The following is an 18177-nucleotide window of genomic DNA, read 5'->3' on the forward strand; positions in this document are numbered from 1 at the left end:
GTCGGGCGACCGGTCGATCTACAGTCGTTTACATCGAATCGATCTCAATGGAGGTAGTCGTGACCGCACTCGGCGATGGCGTCGTTTCCCCGCCCGGAAAGTCATCCGGCGTGCCGCTGGTGCGGGTCGATCTCGGGAAGGTGCCCTACGAGAGGGCGCAGGCCGACATGGCGAACTGGGTAGAAGAGCGCCAGCAAGGGCTCGCCCCCAACCGGCTGTTCCTGCTCACCCATCCCCCGGTGATCACATACACCGCGCGAACCGAGGCCGACCAGCTGCCCGACCCGACTCGCTCGGACATCGCCCTCGTGCAGACCGGCCGCGGAGGCCATGCGACCTATCACGGTCCCGGCCAACTCATCGGCTACCTGGTGCTGGACGTGCGCGAGATCGGCCCTCGCGGGCTCATCCGCCGGGTGGAGGAGGGGCTCATCGACGCTCTGGACTCGCTCGGGTTCCCCGCGATCCGCCGCGAGGCCGCACGCGGGGACCGGAGTCTGACGGGGGTGTGGACGCCCGATCACCGGAAGGTCGCTTCGATCGGCATGAGGATCAACAGCGGACGCGTCTCCAGCCACGGCCTCGCCCTCAATATCGACTCCGACCTGAGCGTCTACACCACGTTCACGGCCTGTGCTCTGCCGGGCGTGCAGATGACCTCGCTGGCTCAGCTCGCCGCCGAGCAGGGCCGGGCGACTCCCACGCAATCCGATGTGCGCGACGCCGTCGCACAGGCACTCGCCGACCGCCTCGAGACGCCGATCCCGGCCAGAGTCGCAACTGCCTCGTAAGAGCTCATCTCATTTGGGTTCTCGGTAGCCTGCTCCTGTGTCGATGGTGAAACGGCTGGTGCCGGACGAGCTGTGGGAACTGTTCCAACGAGTGGTGCCCGAAGCACCCACCCGCCCGCAAGGCGGCGGGCGGCGCAGACACGGCGACCGCCAAGTGCTGGCCGCGATCATCTTCGTGGCCACCACCGGCTGCACCTGGGCCCAGCTCCCGCCGGTCTTCGGCCCCTCCGGGCCCACCGCACACCGGCGTTTCACCGAGTGGAGTCGGGCCCGTGTGTGAGCGAAGCTGCACCGCCTGGTCCTGGACGAACTCGGCTCCCGCGGTGAGCTGGACTGGTCGCGGTGCACGGTCGACTCGGTGAACATGCGGGCCCTCAAAGGGGGGACCTGACAGGTCCCCATCCTGTCGACCGGGGCAAGAAGGGCGCCAAGATCCACTTGATCACCGATCGGGCCGGGCTTCCGATTTCCATGGCGATCTTGGGTGCGAACCTGCACGACAGTCAAGCCCTGCAGCCGCAGCTTCTGCTGTTCTGGACGGCGAAGCCAACTCACATGCTCCGTGTTCAACCTGTGACGCGTGGATCGAGGCCGTACTGGGGTGACGCGCCAAGGTGGTCGCGCAAAGTCGTTCCTTCGTAGTCCAGGTGGAACAGTCCGCGTTCCTGCAGGATCGGCACCACGCTGTCGACGAAGGTGTCGATACCGTCCTCGTAGACGTCGTGAGAAACCCAAAAGCCGTCAACGGCTCCTGATTCGAACCACTCCTGCATGTGGTCTGCTGTGACTTCCGGTGGTCCTACAGGGGTGGGGTGGTAGTCGATCACCCCGTGGGCGAGGATCTCTCGGATCGTCCAGCCTTCTCGCGCGACCTCGAGGACACGCGGAGCACGAGGATCAAACGGGGTGGGCTGCGCGAGGGAGAGCTGCTCGGCGGTGAGTGGCCTGTCGATCTGGTCGAGGCGGAGCTCGAGGCCGAGCATCTGGCCGAGGTATGGCACCCGCTGGATGAACTGGTGCTCACCGAGCTGGAGCCGGCGGTCGATCGCTTCGCGCACAGTGGGAGCGATCGCGGGCATGATTCCGGCAAAGAACGCGATCTCGTCCGGGTTTCGGCCAACAGTACGAGCGGCTTCGCGCGCAGCGTCCCGCTGCGTTCGCGCGTCCTCGATGGAGAACGTGGAGCCGATGACTCCGCTCGCGTAGCGGCCGGCGATGGCCAATCCGTTGGCTCCTCCTCCTGCGGAGAACAGCACGGGCTGGCCCTGCTCGGAGGGAGGAATGGGCAGTGGCCCCCGGGAAGAGTAGAACTCGCCTCTGAGGTTGACCGGCCGGATCTTCTTCGGATCGAGGAACTGGCCACCTTCGACGTCGTAGATCAGCGCATCGTGCTCCCAGCTGCCCCAGAGCGCCTGGACGATCTGGATCGACTCATGGGCCTTCTGGTAGCGCTCAGGACGGTCGGCGACCTGCTGGCCGAAGTTCGCCGCCGCTGCGGGACTGGAGGTGGTCGCGGGGTTCCATCCCGCACGACCATGGCTGATCAGGTCAAGAGTTTTGAACTGCCGGGCGATGTTGTAGGGCTCCATGAAGGTGGTGGAGGCGGTGGCGACCATGCCGATCCGCTTGGTCGCGCGCGCGATGGCAGTGAGGGTCAGGAACGGATCGAAGGAGAACACGGGCGTCTCGCCCGGCTGGAAGCTGTCGATGCCGGGGGTGTCGGGCAGGAAGAGGAAGTGGAACTTCCCGCGCTCTGCTGCCTGCGCGTACCTGACATAGGCGTCGAAGTCGGTGTAGTTCTCCCGGGTGACGTGGGGGGCACGCCAGGCTGTCGCCTGCGCACCGTAAGTGGTACCCAGTTGCATGCCCAGCAGCATTTTGCGGTCTGACATGGGGTCTCCGATCAATGGGTCAGGCGGAAAGTCGGTGGGTGCGGCTGCCGAAGAAGACGAGGGGAAGCTGCTCGTCATCCCGATCGAGATCGAGCACGTGCAGGAGCGTGAGGACGTGATCGCCGGCCTCGATTTCGCGGGCGAGCTCGACCGTGAGCGTGGCGAGGCTGCCGACCACGTGCGCGGCGTCGCCATCGGCGCTCATCTCGATGCCGTCGAAGCGTTCAGCAGACGGTCGCCGCATTCTCGTGAGCACGTCGCTGCTGTCCTCTCCGAGGATGCTGATGCCCCAGCGGGGGGCTCGACGCAGCAGGGGCCACGACGTCGAAGTCTTCGCGAAAGAGATGGCAACCAGCGGTGGATCGAGCGAGACGGAGACCAGAGAGTTTGCAGACAGCCCTACGGTCCTTCCCCCGAGATGTGCGGCGATGACAGCGATACCGGTCGGGAAGCCGGCTAGGACGTGCCGCATCGCCAGTGAGGTGTCCGTGGGGTCTCGGCTGGTGAGAGTCATGCCGACATTGTCAGGCCTTGACATCGGTGAGAAGGTCAATGGGCTTGAGCGAGAGATCTGCGCCACTGCGAGTTGCTAGGCTTGACATTGACATAAGTGTGAAGCTCGGACGCTGGCTCTAGGAGTCCTCGCTTCTCCCTCGACGAGGGAGTCTTGAGCAAGCTCTCTGGCGTGGTCGCCGCCCGCCACGGGCTCAGTGCAGCGATCCGGCAGCACGGCGGAGCAGGGCGGGGCCACCAGACATCTAGGAGAATCACATGTCTCGCATGGGCATCATCGGTAGCGGCTCGATCGGATCAGAACTCGCGCGTCTCGCTGTCGCGGCAGGGGACGAGGTCATGGTCGCGAACTCCCGCGGCCCCGAGACCCTTGTGGGACTCGTAGCGGAGCTCGGTGCAGCAGCTCAGGCGGGGACAGTGGAGGAGGCCGCCAGCTTTGGTGAACTCACTGTCCTTGCTGTCCCGCTGTCGGCTTACGGGACTCTCCCTCTGGAGCTGCTTTCTGGGCGCGCTGTGCTCTCCACCGGGAACTACTACCCCAGTCGCGATGGTCGGATCGCCGAGCTCGACTCCCTCGATCTCACTACCGCCGAGTACGAGACGAAGCTGCTCCCCGGTGCGGTGATCGTGAAGGCGTTCAACAACATCGTCGCCCACCACATCCCGTCGCTCACCCGCCCAACAGATGCGGCGGACCGGTCGGGGATGGCGGTCTTCGGTGACTCCGAGGATGCGAAGGTTCTCATCTCGAGTGTCGTCGCCGGAATGGGGTTCGATCCGGTCGACGCAGGCACGCTCGCGGAGTCCTGGAGGACCGAACCGGAGTCGGGGGCGTACACGCTGGTCTATGCCGCGGATCCCGAGTCGTTCTTCTCCAACTTCTCCACTGACATGGGAGCCCCCGTGCCCGCGTCCCGGCTCCGCGACTTGGTGGACGCCTCCACCCGCGCCGCCGTAGCTGAGCGAGAGTTTTGAGGTCCACAGCAGCCGCGTGGGTGGTCGGTGGCAACCTACCGCCACCCTTGCAGCACAAGCACGAACACCACAATGAAGGGGCATGTATGAGGATCGGAGAGCTAACCAGGAGGACCGGGGTCCCGGCTCGCATGCTGAGGTACTACGAGGAGCAGGGCCTCATCACGCCCCGGCGGCTCGATAACGGGTATCGCGAGTACGATGAGTACCTCGTCCAGCGTGTGCTCAAGATCCGCGGGTTGCTCGACTCGGGGATTCCAACGCGGATCATCGGCGACATGCTGCCGTGCCTCAACGACACCAACGCCACGCTGGTCGCCGACCCCGACCCGGAACTGCGAGAACTGCTGGTCGAACAGCGCGACAAGATGACCGAGCGCATCTCGTTCCTCGAACAGAATCGGGCCGCCCTGACGCGTTACATCGAGGCGATGGACCGCGCCGACTCGGTCTCCACTGCCTCCTGAGGGCCACGCTCGTCGAGCACGTCCAAGTCATGCAGCACCACGCTCTGATCCAGCGGTGCGCGGCCGATGTCGAGACTGCGCAGGGTGACTCTGGGCAAGCTGTCCCGTACGCGATCCCGAACAACAGCTTCTGGTCCTTCGGTACCCCGAGGTGCTGCGAACCGTGTCCGCGCACATCCCGTGCACTGCCTGAGGGATTCCCTGGTATCCGTGCCCGTGCAGGGACAGCAGGAAGTTCTGCGCGTACATCCTGACATCGCTGGCTGCGCGCACTCCATCGCCGAGCTGTGGCACGAACAGCGTCGCCACGTGCGGGGCGCCGTAGAAACGCACGTTCTCACGCACGACTTCGTTGCATCCTTCGTGGTCGTCGCTAGCGATGCCGCGGGCCCCGTACATCGCGGCAGTGAGGTGCTGTGAACGTTTCTAGCAGGGCTGAGCTCAGCGCATCCCGTGCAGATCCAGAGACGATGTGCGTGGTCCATGGCTGGGTGTTGCTGCGCGAGGGCGCCCAGTGGGCATCCTCGAGCACCTCCCGGATCACGCCCCCGGGGACAGGATCGGGAACGAAGACACGCGGCGAACGACGCGAACGAATGATCTCGGTGATCGTCGACATGGATGTAAACCTCCCGTGCAGTGCGCCTGTCGTGCTCCAGGCAGGAGCACGGCCATCCTTCGACATTCACACTCATGAGAAGGCCAAGTCTGCATGAGCTCGCTCTCCTAGAAGATGACTGTGATCAGTCGAAGCAGCTGAACGCGCGTGAGACGGGGGCGATTCAGGCTGGGCTATTCGGCCAAGCGTCCTCCATCAACGACAAGCTCGCTGCCCGTCATGTACGAGGCCTCGTCAGAGGCGAGGAAGAGCACCGTGTAGGACACCTCGCGAGGGTCTGCGAACCGGCGGATCGGGAGGGTTTGAGCGAGGGCCTCGAGCTCCTTGGTGTCGTTCAGATTCTTCGCCATGGGGGTGAGGATGGCGCCTGGATGCACGGAATTGACGCGTACGTTGTGGGGCCCGTACTCGATCGCCGTCGCCTTGGTCATGCCTCGGACCGCCGCTTTGGCGCCCGTGTATGCCACGTTGGGTGTCCCGGGGAGGTGGGCCATCGCTGCGGCCGACGAGATGTTCACGATCGATCCGCCTCCAGCGTCGACCATGCCGGGCAGCACTGCCCGCATGCCCAGGAAGACTCCGGTCTGGTCGACCGCAACGACCAGGTTGTATGCCTCGGGGTCGAGTTCAGCGGTGACCGCGCTGGGCCCGGACAGGCCCGCGTTGTTCACGAGCACGGTGATGGGTCCGAACGCCTGGGTACCAGTGGCGACGGCCGCAGCCCAGGAAGCGGGGTCCGAGACGTCGTGGTGCACATACAAGGCGTTCTCTCCCAACTCGTTGGCGAGCTCTGAGCCATCCTTCTCGTTGAGGTCGGTGATGATGACTTTCGCACCCTCGGCGATGAAGACGCGGGCATGTTCTGCGCCCATGCCGACTGCGGCTCCTGTTATCAGTGCAACCTTGTTGTCCAGGCGTCCCATGGGTGCCTCCTAGGTGTTGTGCGCCGACGGAGCGACGCGGGATCGTGATGGTTCAATACGACAACGAGAGGGCCTCTCGGCCGAGGTGAGCCATGTCGGGCTTGTTGCTGCCGGGCCCCTCGAAGGAGTGGGGAGGGGCTTACATGTAGATGGCGCGGTTGAGGCGCACCAGGAAGTCGCCGGTGATCGTCGTGTCTCCCTGGGCGCGCTCCATGATCAGATCGAGGGCGAGATCGCGGCGCCGCGGAAGCCGATCCTTGAATCGGCGATCGCGCCAGCATCGTATGCATCGAACCCGGTCTCATCGACGAGCTGCATCGCCACAGCACGATCGCTCTGACGATCCGCAGCGATGGGGATGCGCCCCGGAGTGCCGGCCGGGGCAATATTATCCGCGAAGGATTGAGAGGTGAGCGCGTTCCAGGCCTTCGCGATGGGGCGATTGAACTGTTCAGCGCCCCAGACGCTCTCGACGATGCCCTCGTCGATATCAGCGATGTTGCCATCGCGGCGCGGGTAGTAGTTCGCTGTATCGATGACCACGGTCTCCGGTGGGGTGCTGCGGATCAGCGGTGCGATCGCGGGCATACGGTTGAACGGGATCGAGGAGATCAGTACGTCGGTGTCCACCACCGCGTCGGCGGCGTCCACGGCCTATGCCCCGAGGTCAGCAGAGACGGGTCAATGGTCTCCGGGCCGCAGGAGTTCGCGACCTTCACATCATGCCCGGCACTGCTCAGTCGCTGCACTAACGTGGCACCGATCGATCCGGCGCCGAGAATTCCGATCTTCATAGGGTCCACCTCTGTGTCGTCGAGCGATAACTCCAGTCTGGACCTTCTCATTAATGTGAAGGTCAAATCCGTCCCGCTTCGATCTTCTCGGGGCGCACGCGGCGCATGGTGCCGAGAAGGGCGCGGCAGGGCCGTCCCTGTCGCACCCTGGCCAATCCGTGTCGGCCCGCCGCAGGGCGCCGATCATGTGGGACACGCTTAGCTGGACGGTGCGGCCTCTGCCTTGATGGCCTGCCGACGCCGCCCGATGAACAGCGTGCCGATGAAGCCAGCAAGGGCGATGATCCCGGCCATCATGAGCGCCGTCTGGCCAGCGACGACGGTCTGGGCCACGGTCAGCTGGCCAGCATCCGCTGCATTCGAGCCGATCGTGTACGCGGACACCAATACCGCGCCGCCGGCGGCGCCGGCGAGCTGCTGCACCGTGGTGAAGGCAGCACTCCCATGCGGATAGAGCTCCGAGCGGAGAGACGACAGCGCGAGGGTCGTTACCGGTGCCCAGATCATCGCCTGACCAGCGGTCATGATGAGGTAGCCCGCCAGATAGGTCCACACGCTGCTGGCGTCATTCAGGGTGCTGAGGGCCCAGATGCTCGATGCCCAGATCACCGCACCCGGGATCGTGAGAGGCAGGGGACCCCATCGGTCGTAGACGCGCCCACCGAGTGCGGACACAACCGAGATGACGACTCCACCTGGTAGGAGGAACAGCCCGATCGCCAGGGTGCTGAGTCCCAGCGCCCCGGTCAGGACGAAGGGCAGGACGAGTGCGACGCCGAAGCCGTTCATGGCGACGAAGAGCATGATCACGATCGCCACCGTGAACGTCCGGCTCCGGAAGATGCGCAAGTCCAGGAACGGGTCCCCATGTCGACGAAGGGCCACCTGGCGAAACACGAAGGCGGCCAACCCGACCGCACCGACCACGATAGGAACAAACGGAGGCACGGGCGCATGGCCGGACACAGACTCGCCGATCAGAGACAACCCGAACACCAGCCCGCCAAACCCGAGGATGGACAGCGCCAGCGACCACAGATCCAAGGATGCACGCTCTGGAGTGGTGATGTTCTTCAGCTTGAGAGCACCGGCGATCAGGGCGACCAGGGCGAGCGGCAGCACCAGGATGAAGAGCCAACGCCACGGCAGGTATGTCAGCACGAGGCCCGAGACGGCCGGCCCAACTGCGGGAGCGATAGCAGGGACGGCAGTCACGATCGCCATCACCCGGCCCCGTCGCGACTCCGGTACCAAGCGGATCGCCGTGGCCATGAGCAAGGGCACGAACACTGCCGTTCCCACTGCCTGCACGATGCGGCCGACGAGGAGAGGGCCGAAGCTCGGAGCCGCAGCGGCGATCGCGGTCCCGACGATGAACACCGACAGTGCCGTCAGGAAGATTGTCCGAAGATGGTAGCGCCGCATGATGAAGCCGGTCGCTGGGATGAGGACAGCAAGAGTCAGTAGATAGCCGGTCGTCAGCCACTGGCCGGCCGACGGTGTGATGCCGAGATCGGCAATAAGGGTCGGCAAAGCGACACCCAGCAACATCTCATTGAGCAACACAAGGAACGTGGAAGCCATGAGCAGACCGATGACGAGGGCGTCGCCAGGCCCCAGGCGATCAGTCGCCGAGGCGGGCCCGCCTGCAGGAGAGTAAGTAGTCACCCCCCCATCGTCAACATTGACATTAATGTCAATGTCAAGCCAGGGCGTGTTCGGTAGCTCACAGCGGATAGTGATCCGTTTCGGACCGGCCCTAAGCGCGGGCCAGCTTGGGGGCTAATCTTCGGCTGAACGATGCCGGTCCCCCGGTAACGGTGACGACTTGCTGCTCGCGTCAGCGACCAGCAGCAGTGATCGCGCGGCAGAGCGGGACCTGGGTGAGCTCGGTGCCGCCCGTCTGAACGGCTGCGGCCAGGGACCCATCTTGACGTGCCAACCCACGCACGGTATCCAGCTGATCAGCGAAAGAGTCGGGGACGTAGGTGTAGTGGGCCTGGGCCAGCAGTTCCCGCGCCTTACTGTGTCGGTCCTCTGCTCTCCGTTCGGGGCGATCTCTGAAGGCTTTGTCATGGTCGGGCCATAGGGTCGCGACCACGACGAGGGGGCCCGCAGCGTCGGAGCGGCGCAGTAGCGCCGCCCCGACCGCCTCGCCTTTAAAGCTCATCTCATTTGGTGAGTCGGCGGTAGCAGATCAGCGTGCAGGCGATGCTGGCGAAGGCCAGGAAGTGCTCGGCCTTGCGCTCGTAGCGTCGGTGCAGCCGGCGGCATCCGGCCAGCCAGGCCATGGTGCGCTCGACCTGCCACCGGTGCCGGCCCAACTGCTTCGAGGACTCCACACCCTTGCGGGCCAAGCGGTGGACGATCCCACGTGCGCGGAGCCATCGGCTCGCGCACCGCGACCAGTCCACCTCGCCGCGGGCACCGAGCTCGTCCAACACGAGTCTGGAGCTTGGCCCAGACCCTCGCCCGGGTCCACTCGGTGAAGCGCCGGTGCGCGGTGGGCCCGGAGGGGCCGAAGACCGGCGGGAGCTGGGCCCAGGTGCAGCCGCTGGTCGCGACGAAGATGATCGCGGCCAGCACCTGGCGGTCGCCGTGTCTGCGCCTGCCGCCGCCCTGGGGGCGCGTGGGTGCCTCGGGCACCACTCGTTGGAACAGTTCCCACAGCTCGTCCGGCACCAGCCGTTTCACCATCGACACAGGAGCAGGCTACCGAGAATCCAAATGAGATGAGCTCTTAAAGCCACACCCCATCGGCACCCTGGCCGTCAAAGCGAGCACGTACACCAAAGCGGAAAAAGGTATGACTGAGACTCTGAATTCTGCGGGTTTTACCCGGTATGACCTGGTGGTCGCGCTCACGCGGCAGGTGTCCACGGCCATGGGCGCTTCCCGTGTCGGCCTCGCAGGCAGTCGATTCTGAGCTGGGCTTCGGTGCGCATCCGCTCCTGGTCGGAGTGTTGGACGAAGTACAGGGTCATGCGGAGTTCGCGGAGATCACGCATGAGGGTGAAGCCGGGCCAGTCGGTGACGTTGTGGCCGCCGTAGACGTGAATGAAGCGGTCGTACGCTTCCCTGCTGAGCCAGGGCACCGAGCTGGTCTTGATGGCGGTGGAGACGAGGTCCCATTCGGGTGGTCCCACCGAGCAGCGCTCCAGGTCGAGCAGGACGGCGCCGTTCGCATGTCGGGCGATGTTGCCGATCCAGGCGTCGCCGTGGACCACGGTGTGGGGGCGACCGGCGGGAAGCCGGGACCAGGCTTCGCGCAGGGAGTCCAGGCGGTTCCTCAGCCAGGCCAGATCGTCGTCGGGCAGGCCCATGGCGTCATCGATGCGCTGGGGCAGGCGGACGAACGGGTCGAGGTGCCCCAGGTCGAGGTGGGTGGGGAGGGGGAGTGCGTGGAGGTCGCGCAGGAGGTGGGCGACGTCCTCGACGGTTCCGGGGGTGTGTTCGGGCAGCACCTCCCAGAAGGTGACCGCGCGGCCTTCGACCACGACGGGTTGCTCCACGTTCAAGGGTGTGGTGACGGGGAACCCGTGATCGGTGAGCCAGCGCGCGACTACGACCTCTCGTCGGGCTGCCTTCTCCTGTCCGGGGCGGGCTATGCGAGCCACCAGGTCGGGGAAGCCGATGATCGCGTTCTCACCGAGTCGGATGGGGGAAGCGGTGGCGAGGGATCGGTTCAGGCCAGCGTGGGTCAGGGCCTGGTCGAGGATGTGGTCGTAGGCGGTTGCGTGTGGGGGTGTCATGGGTGGGCCTCGATGCGGTCCGTGATGTGGCGGCTCAGGTCGGCGGAGTGGTGGAACGTGGTCGTAGCGAGTTCTCTCAGGTCGTCCTCGGCACGGCGGGACTGGACCTGGCCTATGTCGTCCAAAGCGCACAGCGTGGTCCTGTGTCCTTGCTCGGGGTCGGTGCGCATCTGGAGAGAGGCGAGTTTGATGCCGGAGATGGCGCGGGAACGGCGGTAGGCGTCGGTGTGGCCCTCGACCGCAGTCTGGAGCCGTTCTTGCGCCGCGGGCATCGGATGAAGCCGGGCAACGGCCAGGTCCCACAGGGCGTGTCCGGTGTCTCCTGCGTGTTGGGCGGCGTCGTAGTAGCCCATCCACACCGGGGGAGGCACCCGGCTCTCGGTGGTGAACGCTTCGTCGGCGCCGCCGATCGCGGCCAGGGTCTGTTGCTTGTCCCCGAGCTTGGCGAAGGCTCGGGCTCGGGCGGTGAGGAGCATCGCGACTTCGGGTGGGGAGAGCCGGTCGGAGCGCACCAGGGCGAATTCGGCGTAGGTGAGGCCGGCATCGGGGTCACCGCACCAGATCTCCTGTCGGGAGCGGTGGGAGAGAATCTTGGCGCGCAGGTGCCAGTCGTCGGCGTGTTCGGCTGCCTGGGTGGCGAAAGCGAACATCTTGCGGGCATCGTCATGGACGTAGGCGTCGAAGGCCATGAATCCGCAGACCATGGAGAGACGTGCGATGGCTGAGAAGGTCTCTGAGCGCAGGCGGGTGGGAATGTGGCGATCCAGCAGGCCGATCGCCCAGCCGAGGTGGGCGTTGACGGCGGCGCGTGCGCTGCTGCCCCCGTAGGTGTGGTCCCATCCGGAGAAGACGGTGGAGGCTTGGTTGATCTGGTCGAGGTCTCTGGGGTGGACGGTGGCGAAGTCTGTTCGCAGGTCGGGGAGCCCGAGGAAGGGGGCGATCACTGCGCCGGTGCCGGCCACTTCGAGGAAACGTCGTCGCTTCACATCCTCCAGCTTCCCCGCTGAAGCCGTGTCAGGGACATCTCCAACTGGTTCGATCTGGGTGACCGTGGTCTCATCCGGAAAGCAATGTGCCGTTGGGTGGGGTCGAAGTGTCCCGACCCCTTCGAGTGCGGTGTTGATCTTGTCGAGGTTCTTCAGGACGGTCTTACCGGAGATGACGTCGGAGAGCGTCGACTGAGCCAGACCGGTGAGCTTGACCAGCGCCGTCAGGGACAGGTCGGTGTTCCACCGCACCAAGCGAATCACCGCAGTGGCATCCCTCTCCGCCCATGCCTGCTGCATCTCGGGGAGTTCCCACACCTCAGGCGGGATACACCGGCATCCGGATCTGAGAGTTCCTGCCACCGGGCGGCCACACGCCCGGCACACCACAGCCTCTGCCGCTGACGTTGATGAACGACCACTGGGGGACGTCGCCATGGTGGACCTGGACCTTCCGGGCGAGAGGCGGGGGCGCATGGAACAACGGTAACCACACACTAGATACTGCGCCGTGTTTGTCCGAAAAAGGACCAACGCCAGCCACCAAGCCATTCCGCAAATACCATATCGTCCGCAGATTAGCCATCGGTGGTGCCGATATTCTTTATCGGCTCACCGATACCTCTGGGACGTGTGGAATTCCACGATGGGACGCATGAACACAGCCCGCCCCCAGGCACCGAACCGACCGAACGCCGATGGCCCCCGACATGCCTGCACGAGGAGATCGCTGCACTGGCTGTTGAACAGGGTCTCGACGTGTTCGTCTTCGCTACCGAGGGGCGCCTCATCGGTGCCAGCCCCGGGTACTACGCCCAGATGGTCGAACAGATCGCCGCGACCAGCTCCGGGCTGGTCGACGGAGCGCGCGGCTACGGTGACCACATCCGAGTCGGAGGCGTGGAGCACCTGGTCACCCGATGTGGCGAGGGAGCCCTCGTCCTGTTGCCCGTCAACGAGGTGATCTGGGCGGGCTGTGTGACCGAGAGGGCAGTCGGGTGGACAACCAGATCTCCGGGCTGCCGCAGCACTCCTCCGTCCCGCCGCCGAGAGCCCGCACGCCCTGAACGCGGCACGCCATGGGCGCCCAGGGCGGCGACGCGCGGCAGGGCCGGGTCCGGGTCGGATCGGGCCGGGGAACAGTCTCCGACCCTCCCGACCTTGCCTCAGCCGTCCACGCGCTCCTCGGACCGGTCCCCCGCCCAGAGCGTGTGGAACACCCCCTCGCGGTCCGCACGGCGGTAGGTGTGCGCCCCGAAGTAGTCGCGCTGGCCCTGGACCAGGGCCGCGGGCAGGCGCTCCGCGCGCAGCGCGTCGTAGTACGCCAGCGCCGCCGAGAACCCCGGCGTCGGCACCCCCTGCGCGGCGGCCGTGGCCACGACGTGCCGCCAGTCGCCCTGGGCCCGGCCCATCTCCTCCGCGAACGCGTCGTCGGACAGCAGGCTGGGCAGGTCCGGCCGGGCGGCGTAGGCGTCGCGCACACGGTCCAGGAACACGGCGCGGATGATGCACCCCGCACGCCACAGCGCCGCCACCGCGCCGGGGTCCACGTCCCAGCCGTACTCGGCGCTCCCGGCCGCGATCTGCAGGAACCCCTGGGTGTAGGAGACCAGCTTGGACGCGTACAGCGCCTGCTCGACCCGGTCCGCGAACCGGGCCGCCTCCTCCTCGCCCAGCGGTTCGGGCACGGGGCCGGGCAGCGCGCGGGAGGCCTCCCGCAGCCCCGCCCCGCCCGACAGCGAGCGCGCGAAGACCGCCTCGGCGATCCCCGGCACGGGGACCCCGAGGTCCAGGGCCGTCTGAACGGTCCAGCGGCCGGTGCCCTTCTGCTCCGCCCGGTCCTGGACCACGTCGACGAACGGCTCGCCCGTGGCCCCGTCGCGGTGGGCGAGCACCTCGGCGGTGATCTCGATCAGGTAGGAGTCCAGGCGGCCGGTGTTCCACGAGCGGAAGGTCTCCGCGATCCGCTCGGGCGAGTACCCGGCGACCGACCGCAGCAGCTGGTAGGCCTCCGCGATCAGCTGCATGTCGGCGTACTCGATGCCGTTGTGCACCATCTTCACGAAGTGCCCGGCGCCGTCCGGTCCCACGTGGGACACGCAGGCGGCTCCGTCGGGCGCCCTGGCCGCGATCCGCTCCAGCATCGGCGCGAGGGACCGGTAGGACTCCGCCGACCCGCCCGGCATGATGCTCGGGCCGTTCAGGGCGCCCTCCTCTCCCCCGGACACGCCGGCCCCGACGAAGTGGATGCCGCGCTCGCGCAGCTCCGCCTCGCGGCGCCGGGTGTCGAGGAAGTGGGCGTTGCCGCCGTCGACGATGATGTCGCCCTCCTCCAGCAGGGGCGCGAACTCCTCGATCACGGCGTCGGTCGGCCCGCCCGCCTTGACCATGACCACCAGGCGGCGGGGCCGTTCGAGCGAGGCGACGAAGTCCTCCGCCGAGTAGGCCGGGACGAAGGAGCCCTCGTCCCCGAACCCGTCGACCAGGTCGCGCGTCCTGGCCTCCGAGCGGTTGTGCACGGCCACGGTGAACCCGTTCCGTGCGAGGTTGCGGGCCAGGTTGCGTCCCATGACCGCGAGGCCCGTGACACCGATCTGCGCGGTGGCGTCCATCCTGCGTCCCCCTGTTGTCCGACGGCGGCTGTGTCCCCCGTTGCAAAGTACAGCCGGGCGCCCCCGGAGCGGTGTTCCGGGGGCGCCCGGCGTGTGGCCCGGCGCGGTGTCGGCTCGGCTGCCCCGCGGCACGCAGGGCGCGGTCGCCACCGGCCCCCGGCCGGGCTCCGGCGCTCCAGGCCCGGGGCCCGGGCCCCGGGCTCAGCTCTCCGCCGAGCCCTTGGCCAGCGCGTCCACGAGGAGGCCGACGAGGGGGCGGACGCGCTCCTCGGTGGCGTGCCGTGCGGAATAGGCGACACCGCCCATGAGGAGCAGGACGTCGTCGGGGGAGACATCGGTTCGCAGGCTGCCGTCCCGGGCGCCGGCCTCCAGGAGCGTGGAGACAGCGCCGAGGAGGAGTGCGCGGCTGTCCCGGTAGGGATCGACCCCGGAGGCGATGACCGTGTTGAGGGCTTCGGACATACCGCTCTTGGCCGTGGCGTAGCGGATGAAGTCCTCCATCCACGCACGGGTCGCCTCGACGGCCGGGTACCGGTCGAGGAGGACCTCCGCCTTCTCGCACACCTGGGTGAGTTCACGCCGGTAGGCGGCCTCGATGAGGGCCTCCCGGGTCGGGAAGTGCCGGTAGAGCGTGCCGACGCCGACACCCGCCTTCTTGGCGACGGCCGCCGGCGCGGTGTCCAGACCCTGTTCGGCGAAGACCTGCGCGGCCACCTCCAGAAGGCGCTCTCGGTTCTGCAGCGCGTCGCTCCTGGTCCGGCGCGGGGTGGCGGGCATGCGGGTTCCTTCGTGTCCGTCTCGGCTTGCATTCCGGAACGCGTTCCGCTTAAAGTTCAAACGGAACACGTTCCGGTAGAACCCTACTCCAGGAGACTCCCATGCCCCCTGTCCCGGACAAGGCCGTACGCCACTGGTTCGTCACCGGCGCCTCCGGCGGCCTGGGCCGCCACCTCACCGAGCACGCCCTCCGGAGCGGCGACCGCGTCACGGCCACGGTCCGCCGCCCCTCGGCCCTGGACGACCTGCGCCGAACCTACGGCGACCGGCTGTGCGTCGAGGTCCTCGACCTCGCCCGGCCGGACGACGTGGGGGAGGTGGTCGGCAGGACGCTCCGGGCCGGACCCGTGGACATCGTGGTCAACAACGCCGGATACGCGGTCGTGGGCGCCGCCGAGGAGATGACTGCCGACCAGATCCGCGACCAGATCGAGGTCCTCCTGCTCGCCCCCATGACGATCACCCGGGCCTTCCTGAAGCCGATGCGCGAGCAGGGCGGCGGCCGGATCATCCAGATCTCCAGCGTGGGCGGCCAGGTCGGCATCCCCACGCACAGCGCCTACCACGCGGGCAAGTGGGGACTGGAGGGCTTCACCGAGAGCGTCAGCCGCGAAGTCCGCGACTTCGGCATCCACCTCACCCTCGTCGAGCCCGGCGCCACCCGCACCGGTTTCGCGTCGGCCCTGGACTACACCACCGAGACGGCCGCCTATCGCGACAACGCCGTCGGACTGGTCCGGCGCCACCTGGAGACCGCCGACGGGAACGCCTTCACCGGCGACCCGGCCAGGATCGCCGCCGTCGTCCACGACACCACCCGCCACCCCGACCCGCCCCTGCGCCTGGCCCTCGGTTCGGACACCTACGACGCCGTCCACGCGGCGCTCACCGAACGCCTCACCGCGCTCGGGTCCCAGAAGGACCTCGCAGCGTCCGTCGCCTTCTCCCCCTGATCCGACCCGCCGACGCCGCGACCGCATTGCCGTGGCCGACCTGCCGCGACAGGACCGCGCCCCCACGCGCCCCGGTGGGGCGAGGAGCCGGAGAACGGGAACAGCGGAACAGGATCCGGTGCCCGGCAGCACGGTTCCGCGCCGTTCCCCGCGCCTCCCGGCGGCACGGGCCGATCCGGTCGGCCGCCTGCTCCGGACCCCCGCCGCGCGCCTTCCCCTCGTGCCCGTCGGCCGACTCCGACTCGTAGCCCGCCAGGACGGTGCCGACCAGGCCGGGGCGCCCCGCCCCGGAGGACACGGCCCGGCGTCATGCGGTCGCGGGCGGGGGTACCCGTTCCGGGACGCGCCGCGGAGCGCTACGGTGTCGGCGCAGACGAGAACCCGCGCGGGCGGACAGCCGTTCCCGACCCCGGCCGCGCCGTCCCGAGAGTCCGAGGTCAGCCATGTCCCAGGCACACGATCGCGCCCGCGCCCTCCACGAGGCCCGCCGGACGCGCAAGCCGGTCCCCCCGTTCACCGACGCCGACCCCTCGCTCGGCGAGGCGGAGGGGTACGAGACGCAGGCGGAGCTGCTGGAACTGCTGCTCGCCGACGGCGACGAGGTCATCGGCTACAAGGTGGGGCTGACCTCGGCCCCGGCGCGCAAGCTGCTGGGCATCGACTCCCCCGACCACGGCCCGCTCCTGGCCTCCGCCGTGTACCGGGACGGCGACACCCTGCCGCTGGACCGCTTCATCGCGCCGAAGATCGAGGCGGAGATCGCCCTGAGGCTCGGCTCCCCCCTGAAGGGGCCGGGCGTGACCGTCGAGCAGGCCCGGGCGGCGGTGTCGGAGGTCAGGGCCGGGGTCGAGATCGTCGACTCCCGCATCGAGGACTGGCGGATCCGGATCGCCGACACGGTCTCCGACCTGGCGTCCACGGGGGCCATCGCCGTCTCCGACACGGCGGTCCCCCTGGAGGGGTTCGAGCCCCGCCTGGTCGGCATGGTCCTGAGCCGCAACGGCGAGGTCGTGGACACCGGGGTCGGCGCCGCGGCGCTGGGCGACCCGGTGGCCGTGCTCGCGTGGCTGGCCAACTCCCTGGCCGGGTCCGGCAGGGGCCTGGAGCCCGGGCAGCTGGTCCTGACCGGCGCCCTGCACACGCCGATCGCCCTGGAGGCCGGAGACGTGTTCACCGCCGAGTTCGACCGGCTCGGGTCGCTGACGCTGCGGGTGGCCGAGACGGTGTAGGGAGGAGCCGAACCGGTTTTCTCACCTCCAGGTGAGATTTTTCCGAGTTCGCACCTTGACGACGTAGATCTACCAAAGGGGAAGAATGTCCGGTGTTCGAGGGGGCGCCGGGGACCGCCGTCCGTGGTCGGTGGAGTTCGACTCCCACGGAAGGAGCGTCCACCGGCCCGACCACCCCGACAGGGAGTTCGAGCGCGCCCTCCTGGACCACCTCCACGGCCGGGGGTGGCGGGGCGCGCCCCGCCAGTACGGCCACGACCACAACGGGCGCCTGGTGTACGACTTCCTCCCCGGCCGGGCCGTCCACTACCGCGACCCCCTCCCCCGCCACTACATCGCCCGTGCGGCCCGGCTCACCCGGGAGTTCCACGACCTGACCGCCGGGACCGCCCTCGCCGGGGACCAGGAGGTCGTCTGCCACAACGACCTGGCCCCCCGCAACACCATCGGCCTGAACGGCGTGCCCCACGCGTTCGTGGACTGGGAGCTATCCGCCCCGGGCCGGCGCGTGCACGACGTCGCCCACCTGTGCTGGCAGTTCGCGCGCCTGGGCCCCGGGGCGGTCGGCGCGGGCGCCCGGATCCGGCTGGTCTGCGACTCCTACGGACTCGCCGAACGCGGGGACGTCGTGGAGACGGTCCTGTGGTGGCAGGACCGCTGCCGCCGGGGCATCCTCGACCTGGCGGGGAAGGGCGACGCGAAGATGCGCCACTTCCGCGACCGGGGTGTCGTGGAGGAGGTGCGGGAGGCCCGTGAGTGGACGGCCCGGCACCGGGCGGAGCTGGAGGCCGCCCTGGTGTCCGACGCTCCCCCGCCGCATCCGCCCGGCGACCCGGCCGCCTGGTGAGGCCGTGGCGTCCCCCCGGCCGGACCCGCCGCCGTCGACGCGGGCCG

The 18177-nt window shown here is 68.0% G+C and carries 17 protein-coding genes and 2 pseudogenes; 7 read left to right on the forward strand and 12 right to left on the reverse strand.

The genetic code is table 11. The features are described 5' to 3' along the window. Positions 1-59: 59 nt before the first annotated feature. Both lipB and ACFQBR_RS05975 read left to right on the forward strand, forming a co-directional pair. The gene (gene lipB, locus ACFQBR_RS05970; RefSeq protein ID WP_344178452.1) at positions 60-791 is read left to right on the forward strand and encodes a lipoyl(octanoyl) transferase LipB; all 732 of its coding nucleotides are present in this window, start codon (positions 60-62) and stop codon (positions 789-791) included. Between the two features lie 37 nt (positions 792-828). Further along, a pseudogene (locus ACFQBR_RS05975) lies at positions 829-1310 on the forward strand (IS5 family transposase); the annotation flags it as partial. A 47-nt stretch (positions 1311-1357) separates the two neighbouring features. Here the strand turns inward: ACFQBR_RS05975 and ACFQBR_RS05980 are convergent. After that, positions 1358-2683, reverse strand: a complete 1326-nt coding sequence (locus ACFQBR_RS05980) for an NtaA/DmoA family FMN-dependent monooxygenase (protein ID WP_344178454.1) — start codon at positions 2681-2683, stop codon at positions 1358-1360. A 19-nt stretch (positions 2684-2702) separates the two neighbouring features. Continuing rightward, positions 2703-3197, reverse strand: a complete 495-nt coding sequence (locus ACFQBR_RS05985; protein ID WP_344178456.1) for a flavin reductase family protein — start codon at positions 3195-3197, stop codon at positions 2703-2705. 266 nt (positions 3198-3463) lie between these two features. Between ACFQBR_RS05985 and ACFQBR_RS05990 the strand changes: the two genes are divergently transcribed. Both ACFQBR_RS05990 and ACFQBR_RS05995 read left to right on the forward strand, forming a co-directional pair. Further along, positions 3464-4171 (forward strand): NADPH-dependent F420 reductase, encoded by a 708-nt coding sequence (locus ACFQBR_RS05990; RefSeq protein WP_344178458.1) that lies wholly within the window; start codon positions 3464-3466, stop codon positions 4169-4171. An 86-nt stretch (positions 4172-4257) separates the two neighbouring features. Next, entirely contained in the window at positions 4258-4638 is a 381-nt protein-coding gene (locus ACFQBR_RS05995) for a MerR family transcriptional regulator (protein ID WP_344178460.1), read from the forward strand. A 373-nt stretch (positions 4639-5011) separates the two neighbouring features. Here ACFQBR_RS05995 and ACFQBR_RS06000 read toward each other — a convergent pair whose 3' ends face one another. From ACFQBR_RS06000 to ACFQBR_RS06045, 10 genes and pseudogenes are all read right to left on the reverse strand, one after another. Beyond that, positions 5012-5323 (reverse strand): nitroreductase family protein, encoded by a 312-nt coding sequence (locus tag ACFQBR_RS06000; protein ID WP_378552336.1) that lies wholly within the window; start codon positions 5321-5323, stop codon positions 5012-5014. Positions 5324-5430: 107 nt separating this feature from the next. After that, positions 5431-6180: an SDR family NAD(P)-dependent oxidoreductase gene (locus ACFQBR_RS06005; protein WP_344178462.1), complete on the reverse strand. Its 750-nt coding sequence runs from the start codon at positions 6178-6180 to the stop codon at positions 5431-5433. A 216-nt stretch (positions 6181-6396) separates the two neighbouring features. After that, entirely contained in the window at positions 6397-6831 is a 435-nt protein-coding gene (locus tag ACFQBR_RS06010; RefSeq protein WP_344178464.1) for an NADPH-dependent F420 reductase, read from the reverse strand. After that, positions 6792-7025 carry an NAD(P)-binding domain-containing protein gene (locus ACFQBR_RS06015; RefSeq protein WP_344178466.1) on the reverse strand — a complete coding sequence of 78 codons (234 nt, stop codon included), beginning with the start codon at positions 7023-7025 and terminating at the stop codon, positions 6792-6794. The genes ACFQBR_RS06010 and ACFQBR_RS06015 overlap by 40 nt, the downstream gene beginning before the upstream one ends. A 147-nt stretch (positions 7026-7172) precedes the next feature. Further along, entirely contained in the window at positions 7173-8558 is a 1386-nt protein-coding gene (locus ACFQBR_RS06020; RefSeq protein WP_344178468.1) for a DHA2 family efflux MFS transporter permease subunit, read from the reverse strand. Positions 8559-9145: 587 nt separating this feature from the next. Next, a pseudogene (locus tag ACFQBR_RS06025) lies at positions 9146-9671 on the reverse strand (transposase). Positions 9672-9835: 164 nt separating this feature from the next. Next, the gene (locus ACFQBR_RS06030) at positions 9836-10726 is read right to left on the reverse strand and encodes an aminoglycoside phosphotransferase family protein (protein ID WP_344178471.1); all 891 of its coding nucleotides are present in this window, start codon (positions 10724-10726) and stop codon (positions 9836-9838) included. Then, positions 10723-12012, reverse strand: a complete 1290-nt coding sequence (locus tag ACFQBR_RS06035) for a hypothetical protein (RefSeq protein WP_378552340.1) — start codon at positions 12010-12012, stop codon at positions 10723-10725. Before ACFQBR_RS06035 ends, ACFQBR_RS06030 begins: the two co-directional genes overlap by 4 nt. An 866-nt stretch (positions 12013-12878) precedes the next feature. Beyond that, a complete protein-coding gene (gene gndA / locus ACFQBR_RS06040; protein ID WP_344178475.1) occupies positions 12879-14324 on the reverse strand; it encodes an NADP-dependent phosphogluconate dehydrogenase in 1446 nt (481 codons plus the stop codon). Positions 14325-14525: 201 nt separating this feature from the next. Beyond that, positions 14526-15101: a TetR/AcrR family transcriptional regulator gene (locus ACFQBR_RS06045; RefSeq protein WP_344178477.1), complete on the reverse strand. Its 576-nt coding sequence runs from the start codon at positions 15099-15101 to the stop codon at positions 14526-14528. Between the two features lie 101 nt (positions 15102-15202). Between ACFQBR_RS06045 and ACFQBR_RS06050 the strand changes: the two genes are divergently transcribed. The 3 genes from ACFQBR_RS06050 to ACFQBR_RS06060 all read left to right on the forward strand — a co-directional run bounded on the left by ACFQBR_RS06050 (position 15203) and on the right by ACFQBR_RS06060 (position 18130). After that, positions 15203-16054 carry an SDR family oxidoreductase gene (locus ACFQBR_RS06050; RefSeq protein ID WP_344178479.1) on the forward strand — a complete coding sequence of 284 codons (852 nt, stop codon included), beginning with the start codon at positions 15203-15205 and terminating at the stop codon, positions 16052-16054. Positions 16055-16497: 443 nt separating this feature from the next. Then, on the forward strand, positions 16498-17283 hold the full coding sequence (locus tag ACFQBR_RS06055) for a 2-keto-4-pentenoate hydratase (RefSeq protein WP_344178481.1): 786 nt from the start codon (positions 16498-16500) through the stop codon (positions 17281-17283). An 85-nt stretch (positions 17284-17368) separates the two neighbouring features. Next, on the forward strand, positions 17369-18130 hold the full coding sequence (locus ACFQBR_RS06060) for a phosphotransferase (protein WP_344178484.1): 762 nt from the start codon (positions 17369-17371) through the stop codon (positions 18128-18130). The last annotated feature ends 47 nt before the right edge of the window (positions 18131-18177 follow it).

Origin of the sequence: Nocardiopsis tropica, assembly GCF_042660575.1 — a bacterium.
In the GTDB taxonomy this organism is placed as follows: domain Bacteria; phylum Actinomycetota; class Actinomycetes; order Streptosporangiales; family Streptosporangiaceae; genus Nocardiopsis; species Nocardiopsis tropica.

What these genes read in the sequence shown, in the direction of transcription:
- ACFQBR_RS05980 (WP_344178454.1), bottom strand. Translation starts at nt 2,683, where the DNA reads ATGTCAGACCGCAAAATGCTGCTGGGCATGCAACTGGGTACCACTTAC.
- ACFQBR_RS05985 (WP_344178456.1), bottom strand. Translation starts at nt 3,197, where the DNA reads ATGACTCTCACCAGCCGAGACCCCACGGACACCTCACTGGCGATGCGG.
- ACFQBR_RS05990 (WP_344178458.1), top strand. Translation starts at nt 3,464, where the DNA reads ATGGGCATCATCGGTAGCGGCTCGATCGGATCAGAACTCGCGCGTCTC.
- ACFQBR_RS05995 (WP_344178460.1), top strand. Translation starts at nt 4,258, where the DNA reads ATGAGGATCGGAGAGCTAACCAGGAGGACCGGGGTCCCGGCTCGCATG.
- ACFQBR_RS06000 (WP_378552336.1), bottom strand. Translation starts at nt 5,323, where the DNA reads ATGTCGAAGGATGGCCGTGCTCCTGCCTGGAGCACGACAGGCGCACTG.
- ACFQBR_RS06005 (WP_344178462.1), bottom strand. Translation starts at nt 6,180, where the DNA reads ATGGGACGCCTGGACAACAAGGTTGCACTGATAACAGGAGCCGCAGTC.
- ACFQBR_RS06015 (WP_344178466.1), bottom strand. Translation starts at nt 7,025, where the DNA reads ATGAGAAGGTCCAGACTGGAGTTATCGCTCGACGACACAGAGGTGGAC.
- ACFQBR_RS06020 (WP_344178468.1), bottom strand. Translation starts at nt 8,558, where the DNA reads ATGGCTTCCACGTTCCTTGTGTTGCTCAATGAGATGTTGCTGGGTGTC.
- ACFQBR_RS06030 (WP_344178471.1), bottom strand. Translation starts at nt 10,726, where the DNA reads ATGACACCCCCACACGCAACCGCCTACGACCACATCCTCGACCAGGCC.
- ACFQBR_RS06035 (WP_378552340.1), bottom strand. Translation starts at nt 12,012, where the DNA reads ATGCAGCAGGCATGGGCGGAGAGGGATGCCACTGCGGTGATTCGCTTG.
- gndA (WP_344178475.1), bottom strand. Translation starts at nt 14,324, where the DNA reads ATGGACGCCACCGCGCAGATCGGTGTCACGGGCCTCGCGGTCATGGGA.
- ACFQBR_RS06045 (WP_344178477.1), bottom strand. Translation starts at nt 15,101, where the DNA reads ATGCCCGCCACCCCGCGCCGGACCAGGAGCGACGCGCTGCAGAACCGA.
- ACFQBR_RS06050 (WP_344178479.1), top strand. Translation starts at nt 15,203, where the DNA reads ATGCCCCCTGTCCCGGACAAGGCCGTACGCCACTGGTTCGTCACCGGC.
- ACFQBR_RS06055 (WP_344178481.1), top strand. Translation starts at nt 16,498, where the DNA reads ATGTCCCAGGCACACGATCGCGCCCGCGCCCTCCACGAGGCCCGCCGG.
- ACFQBR_RS06060 (WP_344178484.1), top strand. Translation starts at nt 17,369, where the DNA reads ATGTCCGGTGTTCGAGGGGGCGCCGGGGACCGCCGTCCGTGGTCGGTG.